Source organism: Ligilactobacillus sp. WC1T17 (genome assembly GCA_900110005.1).
Taxonomy (GTDB): Bacteria; Bacillota; Bacilli; order Lactobacillales; family Lactobacillaceae; genus Ligilactobacillus; species Ligilactobacillus ruminis_A.
In genome coordinates this window covers 57,803-73,632 of record FOCC01000005.1, presented here as the reverse complement: position 1 = coordinate 73,632, position 15,830 = coordinate 57,803, and the positions used below count along the sequence as shown (strand labels likewise).

Genomic DNA, 15,830 nt, shown 5'->3' with positions numbered 1-15,830 from the left:
GGGCGCCTTGGTCTTGCCATTTTGGGCAATTATAGGCTTATGTGTGCTTATACTGAACTTGTTTTAAAGCACTCGGCGTCAAGTTTTGACGCAAGATAGTCGAACATATATTGGAAAGATTACAACTCGTTGCTTAGGCAATGAGTTCTTTTTTTACAAAAAAGAGCAAAATAAATCCACATGCGCCCAAGCGGCCCATGTGGAGCTATTAAGAATTCAATTATAATTGAACTGTCTGCCGGCGGCTCTCGAGTCAGCCTTTGTCAGCAGACGAGCTCCACGCGGTATGCGCTTTGCTCAACTTATTTGCTAGCCTTGTCAGCATCATCGCGTTCCTTCAAGAAAGCCAAGACAGCTTGGTGTTGTGCACGACGCTTCTTGATGTTCTTTTGGTTAACTGGACGACGATCGTTAGCAGCACCAACGTGTACGTTTTGAGACATTAGATTCACCCCTCTCACTATTCATGCAATTATCCATTTTAGCTGAATTTAGCTAAAATTGCAAGTCCTTTAAGCTGATTAGCTGGATTTACGTTTTGTGAAAGGCAAGCCGGTGTTATAATTAAGAGAATGAAAGAGAGGAAAAAATGAGTATTTTAGAAGTATCAGACTTGGCGATGACTTTTGATGACAAACAGCTTTACCAGGATGCATCTTTTCGCTTGAATAAAGAAGATCATATGGGAGTCATTGGGCAAAATGGTGCCGGCAAGTCAACCTTGATTAAAATTATTACCAAACAACTTTTGCCGGATGAAGGTCAAATTAAATGGCAAAGGGGTGTCAAAATCGGCTACCTGGATCAATACGCCCAATCAGCCCATGATTTGACGATTGGCGCTTTTTTAGAGAGCGCTTTTCAAGATTTATTCGACATTCAAGCCAAACAAGCACAATGCTACACGGATTATGCCCTCAATTTAGATGAAAGTTTGCTTGAACAGGCAGGGCGCTATCAAGAAATTTTAGAATCCCAGGCTTTTTATGATATCCAAACCAAAATTGCACAAGTGATGACAGGATTGGGGATTGATGCTTTAGGCCCGAATCGGCAGGTCAGTGCTTGTTCCGGTGGGCAAAGGTCGAAGATTATTTTAGCTAAACTGCTGCTAGAACAGCCCGATGTTTTGCTATTGGACGAACCGACCAATTATTTGGACACCGAACATATTGAATGGCTGATTAATTATTTAAATAACTTTACCGGTGCTTTTATGGTCATTTCACATGACTATGACTTTTTAGAACGTATCACCAATACCATTATTGATGTAGCCTTTGGTAAAATTACCAAATACACCGGAAGCTTTAAAGCTGCTTTAAAGCAAAAAAATATCAAGCGTGAAGTGCAGCAAAAAGCCTATGAAAAACAGCGCCGGCAAATCGAAAAAGATGAAGCTTATATCCGTAAAAATAAAGCCGGCACGCGGGCGACAATGGCGAAATCACGGCAAAAGCGCTTAGATAAGCTGGAACGAATTGATCCGCCTTCTGATAATGTACAGGCGCATTTTAAATTTCCTTATATTGAACTTTTGTCGGCAGCAACCTTAACAGTTAAAAATTTGGAAGTAGGCTACCAAACGCCTCTACTGTCTCCGGTCACTTTTTCGATGCGGCATGGAGAAAAGGTTGTTTTAAAAGGGTTCAACGGGGTCGGCAAGTCCACGCTGATTAAATCGATTTTGGGCTTAATTCCGACTTTTAAGGGGTCGGCCAAGTTTGTTAATGCCTGCGTTATCAACTATTTTAACCAAGATTTAATATGGGATGATGCTTCTAAAACCCCCTTGCAAATTGTTCAAGATATCTATCCGCGCTTAGAGCCCAAAACCATTCGCCAACGCTTGGCACGTGCGGGACTCAGTGCGTCCAACAGCTTAAAAGCGATGAACTTATTAAGCGGGGGCGAACAGACTAAGGTCAAACTATGTATTATGGAACTAAAGCCAAGTAATTTTTTGATTTTGGATGAACCGACAAATCACTTGGATGATGAGACCAAAAAGGCTTTAAGGGAAGCTTTAATAGCTTATCCAGGCAATGTTTTGCTGGTAACGCACGAACCGCATTTTTACCAAGACTGGGTGGATAAGATTTTTGACGTGGAACAAATCCGCTTGCACAAGTAAGCTAAGATTTATTTGACATTATTAGGCGTGACACGTATATTTAAAGTGTATGTATATGTAAAGGAGTTTATCCTGAGATGAAAAAAAGCAATCTTCTGCAATGGCTGGTGGCAGCTATTTTGGTTTGTGTAACTGCATATAGTATGGTTACGATGCACCACATCCGCCAGGTGAATAGCGTCAAGCTGCACGAACAGTCTTTAAAAGACGCTAGACAGGCAGCGAAACAAAAACAGCTGTTGGCTGATCAAAAGAAAAGAATTCGTCCAGCCGCTTGGAATCAAGCGACTTTAAGCGGGGGTTATCCTGATATCAGCAAATATGTGCACGCCAAGACTTTGGAAAATAAAGTTTGGATTGAAGTTAACATTAGAAAGCAGCGCGTTTATATCAGACGAGGACCGTATACCATTTATACGATGTACGCTTCAGTAGCTAAAAATTACAAGAAGACAAAGCGTTACAATCAAACACCCGTTGGCAAATACCACTTGTCAAAGAACCGCGGCACATCTTATTATGATGCTACCAGAGGATATGGGGCTAAGTATTGGACTGCTTTGAAAGGATATGGATCCTTGTATCGCTTTGAATCAGTACCATTTGATGCTAATGGCCATGTTTTAAAAAAGCAGGCTGCACGCTTAGGTGGTAAAGTTACTAAGAAAAATAATATCAAGGCCTATGGGACGATTCGGCTTTCCGTGCCTGATGCACAATGGATTGAAGAAAATCTGCCTGCTAAAACACCGGTGATGATTATGGGACATAAAGATAAGCGTGATCCATGGCGGGTTTTAAGTCTTGAATAAAAAAAGAACGCTCATGGAGCGTTCTTTTTTTTAATTTTGAATAACGACGCGGGTATTGACCGGCAGATTTTCGTATAAGTATTTGGCGTCAGGAATCGATAATCTGATGCAGCCGTGTGAAGCAGGTTCTTTACCCAACTTAGCGGCCTCGTCTTTTTTATAGTTGCCTTGGCTGTCGATCGGTACTGTATGAAAAAGGTATTCACCGTGATTCAAAAAAGAAACCCAATAGTTTGCACCTTCATTTAATGAGGCATTATAAAAGGTTTTGCCACGTTCATTTTGGACATAATAGGTGCCTATAGGGGTATAGCTGACGGTTTGCCCATTTTTTTGCCGGTATTTGCCACCGGAAGAATACATGGTATAGATTGTTTTGGAGCCTGATTTGAGGTAGGTCCGGTTGGCTCTAAGCTTCACTAAAATCCACAGGTCAGAAGTTGATTTAAGATCCGGGTAGGCTGTTGTTTGCGAAGACTTTTGCCAATCAATGGGAGTACGCATCACAGACTTATTAGTACTTTTAGCCGTCGTAGATGCGATTTTTTTAGATAAATTAGCGATACTTTTGTTACTTTGGCTAATTGTTTGATTATAGCTGTTAAATTTTCGAGTTATTAAGCCAGCAGCAATCAAGATTAAACCCAAGCCAAACAAAAGTTTAGCCAGGGTGTGCCTTTTTTTTGTTCTATTTCTTAGCATAAAATCCTCCATTTACGCTACATTATAGCATCATATCATTAAAAATGAGGTTAAATGTTTTTAAAAGATTCTTTGCTCAAATAAAGAAAATAGCGTACACTGAAAGAAGAAAAAAAGCCAGTAAACTACCCGTTAAAAGCGCTGGTATCAAAACTAAGCTTTTTTGGGGGGAAAGTTTGATCATAAAAATATGATCTTAGAACAAATCGGTAAATTTATTACGGAAGGCTTGACGCTTTTTAAATTGACCTTTAACATGGATATTAACTTGTAAGATATTAGGATGTGAAGAAAATGCAGATTAAAGTCCAAGACTTTATTGCAAAAATTGAACAAGAAGATTATCAGCAAGACCGGCTTTTGGCTAAATCAAGCGCAGACGTCATCAAAGATGTTTCTGCTTTTTTGGCACCGCTACTCACCAAAGTTGAAGCAGCAGTATCAAAAAATAAGTTGGCAGCAGCGCGTCTTTTGATCGGTGATGGTGCAGGGCAGATAACTTTGAGTTTAGAGACTGGGATTATTAACCTGCCTTTTGCCAATATCAAAAAGGTCGATAATTTTTTTGATGATATCACACAAACAGTGCCGGTTATTATCTATTTTATAGCTCAAGGTCAGGGGTTAAACGCCTCTAACTTCAAGATTATGCGGATTGCGCCGGCAGCTTCTTTAACCCAACCTGGGGTTAAAGAAGCGGTGATGACCGCAGCTTTAGATGCTTTAACGCAAATTGAATTTAATCGGACGCAAGAAGAAAAGGATTGAGTTTAGATGTATTCGCTAGATGATATTATCTTGATGTTTTTTTGCTATGCGGTGATTGGCTGGGCCTGGGAAACGATTTATTGCTCGCTTAAAGCCAAACATTTTGTATATCGGGGGTTCTTATTTGGCCCCTACTGTCCTGTATATGGTTTTGCCGTGACCACGGTGGTCGTGTGCACGGCTAAGGTAACGGATAATCTCGTGCTCCTCTTTTTAGGCGGTATGGTGGTTTCGACGGTGTTTGAATATTTGGCGGCCGTTTTTTTGGAGAATATTTTCCACCTGAAATTATGGGATTATTCAATGTTAAAGGGTAACATCAAAGGACGGATTGCCCCTGAAATTTCACTTTTTTGGGGTTTTGCTGTCGTAGTGATAACCCGGTTTGTGCAGGTGTATGTGCTGCTTTTTGTTAAAGCTTTGGAGCAAAGATTTGGTCACGGAGCGGCCACACTGGTGGTGCTTATTCTTGCCACTGATACGACGTTTACGGTCCTCAATATGCAAAAGTTCCGGGCCCATGCCCTGCTTTTAGAAAGCCGGATTACGGACGAAAGAGCACGGCTGAAGCAAGAATTTGAAACGGCTTGGTCTAAGCGGCCATACCTTAAGTTAGGTCCGGAAAGCCAGTTGAAGCAATTAGAATTGTACCTTGATAGCTGGCATGAAACCATTTTGCGTAAATTAAATGAATCCGAAAAGAAATTTACGTGGAATGAACGGCGTATGCTGAAGAGTTTCCCTAAACTACGCTTTATTGAAGCACCTGATTTCGAAGAAATTAAAGAAAGATTGCTTAAAAAATAGCCTGTGTAAAGCAGAGAATCGCAAGGTTCTCTGCTTTTTTGTGAATAAACGGTGAGAATTTGTGGATTAAAATTAAAAAGTGTTGACAAAATTAACAAATGACGTTAATATCAAGTCATTAACAAGATAAAAGACGTTGAAGAGAAGAGATGGCTGCTTAGTATGTTACCAGAGAACCCGGATGCTGGAAAAGGGAGACAGAAACGCACCTGAAGATGGCCTTGGAGTCTGATCGCAAAATAAAGCTTGCGGTCCGCTGAAATGCGTTAACATTTATGACTAATACTTGTTATTAGTTTGAGGTCTAAATTGTGAGGTTTAGGCAAAATAAGGTGGTACCGCGAGCTTTCGTCCTTTGTGAGGACGGAAGCTTTTTTTATTAAAGGATGTGAGAACATGATTGAATTTAAGGATATTTCAAAGACTTTCCAAACAGCTGATGGTCCTGTCAAAGCTGTGCAGGGTGTTAATTTAAAGATTGCTGATGGTGATGTCTTTGGAATTGTTGGTTTTTCCGGAGCAGGTAAAAGTACTTTAGTTCGAATGCTAAACGGCTTGGAAACACCAACGGAAGGTTCAGTCTTTATCAATGATATTGAAATCAGCAAGTTAAAAGGTAAAGATTTGCGGGAACAACGCAAAAAAATTGGAATGATTTTTCAGCACTTTAACCTTCTATGGTCACGGACAGTACTGGAAAATATTGAATTTCCGCTGGAATTAATTGGCATGGATAAGACTGAAAGAATCAAAAAGGCCCAGCAGTTAGCTGAATTGGTTGGTTTAGGCGACCGGACCCATGCTTACCCGTCCCAACTTTCAGGCGGACAAAAGCAGCGGGTTGGCATTGCCAGAGCTTTGGCGAATAATCCCGATATTTTAATTTCAGATGAAGCCACTAGTGCTTTGGATCCGCAAACGACTGATGAGGTTTTGGATTTATTAGATGATATCAACCAAAAGCTTAATTTGACGATTGTCATTATTACCCATGAAATGCACGTTATTCGCCGGTTAGCGAATAAAGTTGCGGTCATGGAAAATGGCAAAATCATTGAAGAAGGCCTTGTATCAGATGTCTTCACCAATCCGAAGCAAGCATTGACGAAGCGGTTTGTCAATGCCGAGGTTGATACCAACCAAACACCGGATATTAAGAGTGTTGCTAAAGACCTGTTGCAAAGATATCCTAATGGTCAGCTGATCCAACTGCGCTTTCATGGTAATCAAGTGGAAAATCCCGTGGTCGAACAGGTTATCAAAAGCTTCCCCGGTTTGGAATTGAGCATTTTGGAAGGGTCAATCCACCAGTTGGCAGATAAAAATGCCACGATTGGCACCTTGTTTATCCAGCTTTTAGGCACTAAAGAGGATATTGAGGCAGCCGTTAAGCTGTTCAATGAATTAAGGGTAGAAACGAAGGTGATTACAGATGAGTAGTTCGAATTTAACTTCATATTTCCGCTTTCAAGATGTTAATTGGCCTAATGTTTGGTCAGCAGCCTGGGAAACTGTTTGGATGACAGTTGCTTCGGTGGTGATTGTAGCTATCTTAGGCATTCTCTTAGGTCTTTTGTTGTATGAAACATCGGGTTCCAAGAGTAAAGCCGTCAAGGGCTTGAACCTTATAGTGGCTTTGTTTGTGAATATTTTTCGTTCCATTCCTTTCATTATTTTGATAGTGCTTTTACTACCGCTAACCCAAGTTTTAGTAGGGGCAATCACAGGTGCTAAGGCAGCCATTCCGTCTTTGGTCTTTTCCGCCGCTCCCTTTTATGCCAGACTGGTTGAGTTAGCTTTTCATGAAGTTGATAGCGGGGTCTTGGAAGCCGCTGAAGCGATGGGGGCAACCAAATGGCAGGTAATCTTTAAAGTTCTCCTGCCGGAAAGCATGCCCGCTTTGGTGTCAGGATTGACGGTGACCGCGATTTCTTTGATTGGCTATACCGCCATGGCAGGGGCCATTGGTGCTGGTGGCTTAGGTCAATTGGCTTATACGGATGGATTCCAATCGTATAATAATACCATTACCTTAGCCGCTACCGTTGTTATTGTAATTATTGTATTTGCTTTCCAAGCTTTAGGCGATTTTGCCGTTAAAAAAATTGATAAACGTTAAAAAAGGACAAATTTATTGAGGTGATTTACATGAAAAAAATTACAGGTATTTTAACTGCTGCAGTAGCAGCTTTAGCATTATTTGCCGGCGTTAATACAAAGGTTCAAGCTGATACAACGTTGACGGTGGGGGCTTCTGCTACACCGCACGCTGAAATTTTGCGGCACGTGGTACCTAAGCTCAAGAAGCAGGGGATTACGTTAAAAGTTAAAGTTTTCAACGATTATGTAATGCCCAACAAGGCCTTGGCTAACGGAGAACTTGATGCTAATTATTTCCAACACACCCCTTTTTTAAAGAACTGGAATAAGAAAAATCATGGGACTTTGGTTTCCGCTGGCTCAATTCACCTTGAACCAATCGGGGTTTACTCTAAGAAATATAAGAGCTTAAAGAAATTGCCAAAGAATGCAACGGTTTATGTTTCTAGCAATGTTTCTGATTATGGCCGGGTACTTAAAATTTTTAAAGATGCCGGCTTGATTACTTTGAAAAAAGGCACCAAAATTGAAACAGCTACTTTTGATGATATCAAGACCAACAAGAAAAATATCAAATTCAAGCATACTTTTGAAGCAAAATTGATGCCAAAACTTTATGAAGCAAATGAAGCTGATGCTACTGTTATCAATGCTAACTATGCTGTTCAAGCTAAGCTCAATCCTAAAAAAGATGCGATTGCCTTGGAAAAGCAATCTTCACCATATGCTAACGTAATTGCCGTTCAAAAGAAAGACAAGAAGAACAAGGCCATCAAGAAATTGGTTAAAGCTTTGAAGTCTAAGTCTACACAAAAATGGATTACCAAGAAGTACAGAGGCGCTGTTTTGCCAGTTAGCAAGTAATTAATTAAAAGGCTAGGACATGACATAATGTAAAATTTTATGATTTGAAACTCATTTTGGTTTCAGCATCCCAACTTTAGAAAGCCTTTGTGTGGGGCTTTAAATTCAACAAAAATAAAAACTATCAAACTGATCATTAAGAATGAAAAGTTTGATAGTTTTTTTGTCATAGAGGCTATTTTGTCCCAGTCTTCTTATTATCAATTGACTACAAAATCAGCTGCAAATCAGCTATTTTGCATTATGTTAATGGTAATAGAATTTCTAGAGGTAGTAATTTAGTGAGGATAGCTAATGCGCTTAGAGTCACAGTTGACGATTTGACAAATGATGATAGAGAGTATTGAAGAACTGAAAAAAAGCTTTATTACAAGGACATGAGGTAGAGTTTTTTTATAATGATGAGACGTATTCGATATAATTGGAATTTTCAGACAAGGGAAGTTTAATTGAAATATGGATATGTTCAGAAAAACCGTTCCTCTTAGCTAAGGTGAATGTAAGGAATAATACTGAATTGGATAAGGTTTTTAAGATAAAATGCTTTGGAAATAAGTCGTTTTATGAAATTGAAGAAGACGTTACTATTAAGGTAGTCTTTTAATTAAGCAAGTCTTCCGAGGCATTTTTAATTGCGGTTTTACTTTTGCAGAGGTCAGTCATAATTTCCTCCTGAAAAAAAGATGTACAAGGGCTGTTTTCTAGCCGATTGTACATCTTTTTTGCGTTTAGTTCAATTTAGAAAAGGCTGCATTAATGTTGTTGCCAAATTCGATGGCGAAGTGTTCCTTATGTCCGATGACTGCTTTGTCAGGTGTAGCGGATGGGAAGTAAAGGATCAATGCTATTTTCCACCGGTTTCCGTCTTGTAGAGTTGGTGCATGGCATACATTGGCAGTCTGAAACCGTCATCAAAGATGAATTGTACCTTGAGCTGTTAAAGGAGATTTTTTAGGACCATCATCTGGTGCGGACATTTGCAGGGTAAATAAGTTCAAGTCTTTGTAAGCGCCGATAGTTTCCGTAATCGTCTGTATATTTCCATTAAGGACAAACATGTAGTATTCCGGATACAGTCTGTAAGCCACACCGATGTTTAAGACGCTGGGGTCGTCGGTAGAAATCTTGGCAGCCAGCATCTGCGGGGATACTCCGGCCACTTCAACGGTATCGTGTGCTTCCTGAAAAGTTGTGAGATTTGCCTTCTCAAGTTCTAGATTTTATCCTAGGGTGGTTGACGATTGTTGAGTTGATGGAAAAATGTGGATTCCGTTAAGAAAAGAAAACTCCGCCTTCCGACCTTATAGTTTACATCCTTACAAACGTATTCCAAGACAGAAAGATGTACATGCAACATAAGACAGGCCGTTTTACAGGTAACTTCTCAAAAAAATGCATCCTGCCGCTTTATGCAGAACTCTTTTTAGGTTAATTTTTGCCATAATTATGGTAAAATACGGGTGTAATAACTTTTAGAAATGGGGAATGTATGTATGTCCAGTGGTCAGGCGTTAACTAATCTGATCATCATCATCGTTGTTTTTTATTTTGCAGCCTTTTTCGTGGCTTCTGAATTTGCGATTGTCACTATCAGAAAGAGTGCCATTGAAAGTGCTTTAGAAGCTGGTACGGGCAATAAGCGCAAATTGCAGCTGGCTTTGCAAATGGTGACAAATATCAATGAATATTTGTCGACTACGCAGGTAGGGGTTTCAACGACGGGGATTATTTTAGGCTGGATTGGGGCCGATACTCTGTCGAAAATTTTACGTGATTTATTAGGTTTTATGCCGATTAATCATGCCACGGTAGTCGCTATTTCAGCGGTTTTAGGGGTTACTATTTTGACTTACTTAGAGGTCGTGATTACCGAAATTGTCCCTAAAAATATCAGTATTGATATGCCTATGAAGGTCATGATGTTTATCGTTACACCGTTGCATTATTTCCACGTGGCCTTTTATCCTTTTGTCTGGCTGTTAAATGTGTCAGCTTCAGGTATTGTCCGTTTAATTGGCTTAAAGCCGGCGGGCGAAGAAGAAGACGTGATGTCGCAAAATGAAATTTTGAATATTTCTAAAAATGCGGTGCACGGCGGAGCCATTGATAAAGACGACTTTTTATACATGCAAAGAGCCTTTGACTTCAATGATAAGGTTGCCAAAGATATTATGATTGACCGGACTAGTCTGGAAGTTGTTGATGTCACTGATACGGTTCGGGGTGTCATCAATAAATACTTGCAAAAGAAATTCACCCGCTTTCCGGTGGTTGCTAATAATGATAAGGATAAAATCTTGGGTTACGTCTACATCTATGATATGATTCGCCAAGCACAAGTTGATGATAGTGTTCGGGTAAGCAAAGTAATGCGGACGATTATTACCGTCCCTGAAGTAACGCCAATTCAAAATCTTTTGCAAAATATGGTGCAAAAGCAAACACCAATTGTGGTAGTTTTAGATGAATATGGTGGTACCAGTGGGATTGTCACCGACCGTGATATTTATGAAGAATTATTTGGTACCGTTAAAGATGAAGCTGATGATGTTTCTTTAGAAGATATTATTGATAATCATGATGGAACTTACCGTGTTTCCGGCAAGACGACCTTATATGACTTTGAACGCTATTTCAAGTTTAGAGACAAAGATTTCCAAGAATCCGAAAGTGTTACAATTGCCGGTTATTTGCTGGAAAATTATAAGGTTAAATTAGGGACAATCATCACTATTGGTGATTTTGATATCAAGATTACCGAATTTAACCGCAACTACATCGAGTGGCTGGAAGTCTCCCGCCATAAAATCGTTGAAGTAGCCAAAACAAGTGAAGACTAAACCAAAGCAAGGCAGGCAAGCCTTGCTTTTTTTGAAAGGATGATTTGATGAAACGCTTTTTAGAGTTGGAAAAAGGGGTCAATTTTCGAGAATTAGGCGGTTATGAGACTGCTAAGCATCAAAGAACTAAGGCCAAAAAAATATTGCGCTGCGGTAGTATGGCTTATTTGACTGAATCAGACCTTGTTTTTTTAGAGGATTATGGAGTCAGGTATGTAGTTGATTTGCGGTCAGACAGCGAACAGGAATATGCCAAAGACCGGGTACCTAAACAAGCGCAGTATCTATCTGATTCAGTCTATCCGATGGAATGTCCACTTATTAAAGCTTTAGGGGTTGTCAATTACCTTAAAATTGTCAAAGACGGCTTGGATTTTGCGTGTGAATCTTATTTAAAAATGTTGGTTGATCCGCATGCCAACCGAGCTTATCGAAAGCTTTTTTGGACTTTGCTGGAAAATGATCATGATAAGCAAAGTGTGGTTTTTCATTGTGTTGCCGGTAAAGATCGGACCGGAATAGGCGCTATTTTGCTGCTGAAACTGTTAGGCGTTAGAGATCAGGATATTTTGCAAGACTTTATGCTGACAAATTTATTTTTTGCAGATAATACATCTGTTGAGGAACAAAATAAATTAATTGAAGCGTCTAATGGCGACGCTTTGGCGCAAAAGCTCAATGCTTATCTAGGAGTTAGAAAAGAACATTTTGCTTTTATCATGCAGGTTTTGGATCTTTTAGGCGGAATCGATGCTTATGCTGCCAAATATTTGCAATTAACGCCAGACCAGATCCAAAAGTTAAAAGAGCTTTATTTAGAAGATGTCGCGATAGCTGATGCCGAATAATAAGAGGGTTTTAGGCGAAATATCAGGGAATATTTGGACTAAAAAGCGAACTTTTTTTAGTAATTTTAATGTCATTTTGCTAATAATACTAAGAATTTGCTAAGAAGGCTTGCAATTCAACCGTTTTTTTTGTACACTAGCAAACAAATAAAAAATCAAATTCTTAAAGGAGCGTACTAAAAATGTCCAATTGGGATACTAAATTTGTCAAAAAAGGCTTAACTTTTGATGATGTCCTATTAATTCCTGCTGAAAGCCATGTTTTACCAAATGATGTTGATTTGAGTGTTCAGCTTGCTAAAAATATCAAGCTCAATATTCCAATCATCAGTGCTGGTATGGACACAGTGACTGAATCAGCGATGGCAATTGCAATGGCACGTCAAGGCGGTCTTGGTGTCATTCATAAGAATATGACGATTGAACAGCAAGCAGACGAAGTTCGCAAAGTTAAGCGCTCTGAAAGCGGCGTTATCATCGATCCTTTCTATCTGACTCCAGCCAACACGGTTAGCGAAGCTGAAGGTTTGATGAAAAAGTACCGTATCAGTGGTGTTCCAGTGGTTGAAACGTTCGATAATCGTAAGTTCTGTGGGATTATTACCAACCGTGATATCCGCTTTGTTGAAAATCATGACATTGAAATCGGCAAGGTTATGACTAAAGAAGGTTTGATTACAGCACCTGAAGGCACTTCTTTGGACAAGGCTGAACAAATTTTGCAAGAACACAAGATTGAAAAGCTGCCTTTGGTGAACCCAAAGGGTCAATTAGTGGGCTTGATCACTATTAAAGACATTGAAAAAGTCGTTGAATTCCCTAATGCGGCTAAAGATGAACATGGACGCTTATTAGCCGCTGCAGCTGTTGGGGTTACCAGCGACACCTTTGAAAGAGCCGCTGCTTTGCTGAATGCAGGAGCTGATGCCTTGGTTATTGATACTGCTCATGGCCACTCAGCTGGTGTTTTACGTAAAATCAAAGAAATTAGAGAACATTTCCCTGAAGCAACACTGATTGCTGGCAATGTAGCAACAGCTCAAGCAACTAAGGCTTTGTACGATGCCGGAGTTGATGTTGTCAAAGTCGGGATTGGACCTGGTTCTATCTGTACAACGCGGATTATTGCTGGGGTTGGTGTTCCACAATTAACAGCTGTATATGATGCTGCTGGTGTAGCCCGTGAATATGGTAAGACCATTATTGCTGATGGCGGGATTAAATACTCGGGGGATATCGTGAAAGCTTTAGCTGCTGGGGGCAATGCCGTAATGCTGGGTTCCATGTTAGCCGGAACCGATGAAGCACCAGGCGAAACAATTATCTATCAGGGACGTCGTTTTAAAACTTACCGTGGGATGGGCAGTTTGGCTGCGATGGATTCAACCCATGGTTCAGCTGACCGTTATTTCCAAAGCGGTATTAATGAAGCTAATAAGCTCGTTCCTGAAGGGATTGAAGGTCAAGTTGCTTACAAAGGCAAGGTTGGCGATGTCGTTTACCAAATGACCGGCGGCTTGCGTTCAGGGATGGGATATGTCGGTGCTGGTGATTTGGCTAGCTTGCGTGAAAATGCTCAATTTGTTCAAATTACCGGAGCTGGTTTGCGTGAATCTCATCCACATGATGTGCAAATTACTAAAGAAGCACCAAACTATTCCAAAAATTAAAGTTAAATGACTGAAAAAGATAGTTGCATAAGTAGCTATCTTTTTTTTTATGCTTCAACTAAAATAGAGATATATTTAAAGAAGGATGTGGATTATGAATATTAGTGCAAAAAGGTTAACCCTGCAGTACGCCTTTATCCAAGGGGTATATTGGATGATTTACTGTGGCCTTTATTCTTTTGCGACGGTTTACCTGCTCAGCAAGGGGCTGGAAAGCTCGCAGATAGGGATTGTGGTTGCCTTAGGTAATGTGGTGGGCTTTATTTTACAGCCCTATATCAGCAGTTTGGCTGATAAATATCAAAATATTACCTTACATCGGTTGATTGAGGTTTTATTGGCAGTAATGGTGTTGGGAATTGTTTTATTATTAGTGGCACCTAAATACTTCTTAGCGATTTTGCTGCTTTATGTTGTCGCTGACGCTATTTTGCAGACGCTGCAGCCTTTATTAAACTCATTGAGCATTTATTATCAAGAAGCTGGAATTGCCGTTGATTTTGGGATTGCTCGCGGCTTTGGTTCCTTGTTTTTTGCTGGGATGTCCTCTTTTTTAGGTGTTTTATGCGATAAATATGGGGCTGACATGGCAATGATTTCAACGATTATTTTAATTGCGGCCTTATTTTTACTGGTCTGGTCTTTGCCGTTGCTAAAAAAAGTCAAAGTAGATGTCGATACAAAGGCTGAAGTTAAAACAAATGAAGGTTTAGGCCACTTTATTAAGCAATATAGGGCTTTTACCATGGTTTTGCTGGCTTCAACGCTGCTTTTTACTTTCCATAATATGCTCAATAGCTATTTGATTCAGGTTGTTAATAATGTAGGCGGGAATACAACGCAAATGGGGACAGCCTTAACTGTGGCTGCAATTTGCGAATTGCCGGCAATGTTTGGCTTTTCTTTTTTGGCAACCAAAATCAGCAGTTCTAAATTAATGATCTTTGCGTCGCTGGCTTTTTCCGTTAAAGCTGTGGTCACTTATTTAGCGCCTAATATGGGAATGTTGTACATTGCGATGGTTTTACAGATGTTTGCCTTTGCTGTCTTTACACCAGCTTCGGTGTATTATGTCAATGAGGTTATCCCCAAGCGCTACCAGTACATGAGTCAAGCTTTAATGGTTGGGACCACTACAGTCAGCGGGGTTATTGCCAGTCTTTTAGGCGGCTTTTTATTGCAAGTGGCAAGTGTCAAGATGATGCTATTAATAGGAGTTATTATTTCAATTAGCGGAACCATTTTGATGGTGATTTTTGCTAAGCATAAATAATTGGAGTGGTGGTTATGTTTAAACGCCAAAAATTGCAACATAAAAAAATAATTTATCTGCTGTGTGCCTTGGATGTTATTTTGCTCATCGGTGCGCTTTGGTTAGCAGGACAGGATTATTTTAAGCAAATTTTAGCCTTGCTTGATCCAGATGTCGATCGGCAGCTTTTAAAACAAATTTTTCGTGAGCATGGGCTAAAAGATGCTTTTTTTCTTCTATTAATTACAACAACAACCTCAGCCGTGCCGATGCTATCTAGTTCGGTATTTTGTATCGCAAATGGCGCTTTATTTGGTCCTTGGCTGGGCTTTTGCTTGAGCCTTGCCGGCACATCTTTAGGCAATTTATGTATGCTGCTCTTTTTTAGCAAGTATGATTTGCCTAAGCGTCCAGAAAAATTGCTGACTTTTTTAGCTGAAATTAAGCAATATAAAGTAAAAACGCTGGGGTTGTTAATCGGTTATATGATGCCGATGTTTCCTTCGTTTGTAGTTAATTATGTTGTGGTGCAATTAAAGATTCCTTTGGTAAATGCTTTAGGGATGGTTATTTTAGGTATGGTGCCGACTTCTTTTTTGTATTCTTTTGGGGGAAATGCCGTCTTTGAAGGGAAAATCTGGCGGGCTTTAGGCGCTCTTTTAGCCTTAGCTGCCTTATTTTTGGCTGTGTGGTTTATTAAAAAGCGGCATCAAAAGCTGGCACAAAAGGATTGAAAGCGAACAAAGGTTCGGATGTTTTTTACAAGTTTACAGTAATGTTACGAATTTTAGCTTTTTAAGGCTTTTTAGCCGTAAAGAAAGCTAAAATTCTTTTTTTTACAATTAAAATTTAGCAAATGAGCTTTTTTTAACAGATATTTACTAAGAAAAGGGCTGAACTATATTGAATTTTGTAAATAAAAGCTTAAACCGCTAAAAATAAGGCTTTAAACCGGCTTAGATTTAAAAAATAAGGCAAAATTTACCGGCAAAATATTACTCTATGTAACAAAAATTGCAAAAAGCACCTTTTT

Annotated in this window: 15 protein-coding genes and 1 other annotated feature; of the genes, 12 read left to right on the top strand and 3 right to left on the bottom strand. The window is 39.7% G+C overall.

Annotated elements, in window-relative coordinates; genetic code table 11:
- Nucleotides 1–302: 302 nt before the first annotated feature.
- A complete protein-coding gene (locus BMX26_RS09595) occupies nt 303–443 on the bottom strand; it encodes a hypothetical protein (protein ID WP_173647706.1) in 141 nt (46 codons plus the stop codon).
- A 146-nt stretch (nt 444–589) separates the two neighbouring features.
- Between BMX26_RS09595 and BMX26_RS04380 the strand changes: the two genes are divergently transcribed.
- Both BMX26_RS04380 and BMX26_RS04375 read left to right on the top strand, forming a co-directional pair.
- Nucleotides 590–2,134 carry an ABC-F family ATP-binding cassette domain-containing protein gene (locus BMX26_RS04380; RefSeq protein ID WP_075530244.1) on the top strand — a complete coding sequence of 515 codons (1,545 nt, stop codon included), beginning with the start codon at nt 590–592 and terminating at the stop codon, nt 2,132–2,134.
- A gap of 77 nt (nt 2,135–2,211) precedes the next feature.
- On the top strand, nt 2,212–2,946 hold the full coding sequence (locus BMX26_RS04375) for a L,D-transpeptidase (protein WP_075530243.1): 735 nt from the start codon (nt 2,212–2,214) through the stop codon (nt 2,944–2,946).
- 30 nt (nt 2,947–2,976) lie between these two features.
- Here the strand turns inward: BMX26_RS04375 and BMX26_RS04370 are convergent, their stop codons facing one another.
- A complete protein-coding gene (locus BMX26_RS04370; RefSeq protein ID WP_075530242.1) occupies nt 2,977–3,648 on the bottom strand; it encodes a L,D-transpeptidase in 672 nt (223 codons plus the stop codon).
- Between the two features lie 294 nt (nt 3,649–3,942).
- Between BMX26_RS04370 and BMX26_RS04365 the strand changes: the two genes are divergently transcribed.
- The 5 genes from BMX26_RS04365 to BMX26_RS04345 all read left to right on the top strand — a co-directional run bounded on the left by BMX26_RS04365 (nt 3,943) and on the right by BMX26_RS04345 (nt 8,187).
- Nucleotides 3,943–4,416, top strand: a complete 474-nt coding sequence (locus BMX26_RS04365) for a hypothetical protein (protein ID WP_075530241.1) — start codon at nt 3,943–3,945, stop codon at nt 4,414–4,416.
- 6 nt (nt 4,417–4,422) lie between these two features.
- Nucleotides 4,423–5,223: a putative ABC transporter permease gene (locus BMX26_RS04360; RefSeq protein WP_075530240.1), complete on the top strand. Its 801-nt coding sequence runs from the start codon at nt 4,423–4,425 to the stop codon at nt 5,221–5,223.
- A gap of 127 nt (nt 5,224–5,350) precedes the next feature.
- Nucleotides 5,351–5,582, top strand: a binding site (T-box leader).
- A gap of 37 nt (nt 5,583–5,619) precedes the next feature.
- Complete coding sequence (locus BMX26_RS04355; protein ID WP_075530239.1) at nt 5,620–6,663, top strand: methionine ABC transporter ATP-binding protein; 1,044 nt, start codon at nt 5,620–5,622, stop codon at nt 6,661–6,663.
- Entirely contained in the window at nt 6,656–7,342 is a 687-nt protein-coding gene (locus tag BMX26_RS04350) for a methionine ABC transporter permease (RefSeq protein WP_075530238.1), read from the top strand. Before BMX26_RS04355 ends, BMX26_RS04350 begins: the two co-directional genes overlap by 8 nt.
- Before the next feature lie 29 nt (nt 7,343–7,371).
- Nucleotides 7,372–8,187, top strand: coding sequence for a MetQ/NlpA family ABC transporter substrate-binding protein (locus BMX26_RS04345; protein WP_075530237.1), 816 nt, complete (start codon nt 7,372–7,374; stop codon nt 8,185–8,187).
- A 911-nt stretch (nt 8,188–9,098) separates the two neighbouring features.
- Here the strand turns inward: BMX26_RS04345 and BMX26_RS04340 are convergent.
- Nucleotides 9,099–9,347 (bottom strand): hypothetical protein, encoded by a 249-nt coding sequence (locus tag BMX26_RS04340; protein WP_143454856.1) that lies wholly within the window; start codon nt 9,345–9,347, stop codon nt 9,099–9,101.
- A gap of 333 nt (nt 9,348–9,680) precedes the next feature.
- On the opposite strand from BMX26_RS04340, the gene BMX26_RS04335 reads away from it, so the two are divergent.
- From BMX26_RS04335 to BMX26_RS04315, 5 genes are all read left to right on the top strand, one after another.
- On the top strand, nt 9,681–11,027 hold the full coding sequence (locus BMX26_RS04335) for a hemolysin family protein (protein WP_075530235.1): 1,347 nt from the start codon (nt 9,681–9,683) through the stop codon (nt 11,025–11,027).
- 47 nt (nt 11,028–11,074) lie between these two features.
- Nucleotides 11,075–11,875 carry a tyrosine-protein phosphatase gene (locus BMX26_RS04330; RefSeq protein WP_075530234.1) on the top strand — a complete coding sequence of 267 codons (801 nt, stop codon included), beginning with the start codon at nt 11,075–11,077 and terminating at the stop codon, nt 11,873–11,875.
- A gap of 182 nt (nt 11,876–12,057) precedes the next feature.
- Complete coding sequence (gene guaB / locus BMX26_RS04325; protein WP_075530233.1) at nt 12,058–13,545, top strand: IMP dehydrogenase; 1,488 nt, start codon at nt 12,058–12,060, stop codon at nt 13,543–13,545.
- Between the two features lie 94 nt (nt 13,546–13,639).
- Nucleotides 13,640–14,818: an MFS transporter gene (locus tag BMX26_RS04320; RefSeq protein WP_075530232.1), complete on the top strand. Its 1,179-nt coding sequence runs from the start codon at nt 13,640–13,642 to the stop codon at nt 14,816–14,818.
- Nucleotides 14,819–14,832: 14 nt separating this feature from the next.
- Nucleotides 14,833–15,531: a TVP38/TMEM64 family protein gene (locus tag BMX26_RS04315; RefSeq protein ID WP_075530231.1), complete on the top strand. Its 699-nt coding sequence runs from the start codon at nt 14,833–14,835 to the stop codon at nt 15,529–15,531.
- Nucleotides 15,532–15,830: the final 299 nt, after the last annotated feature.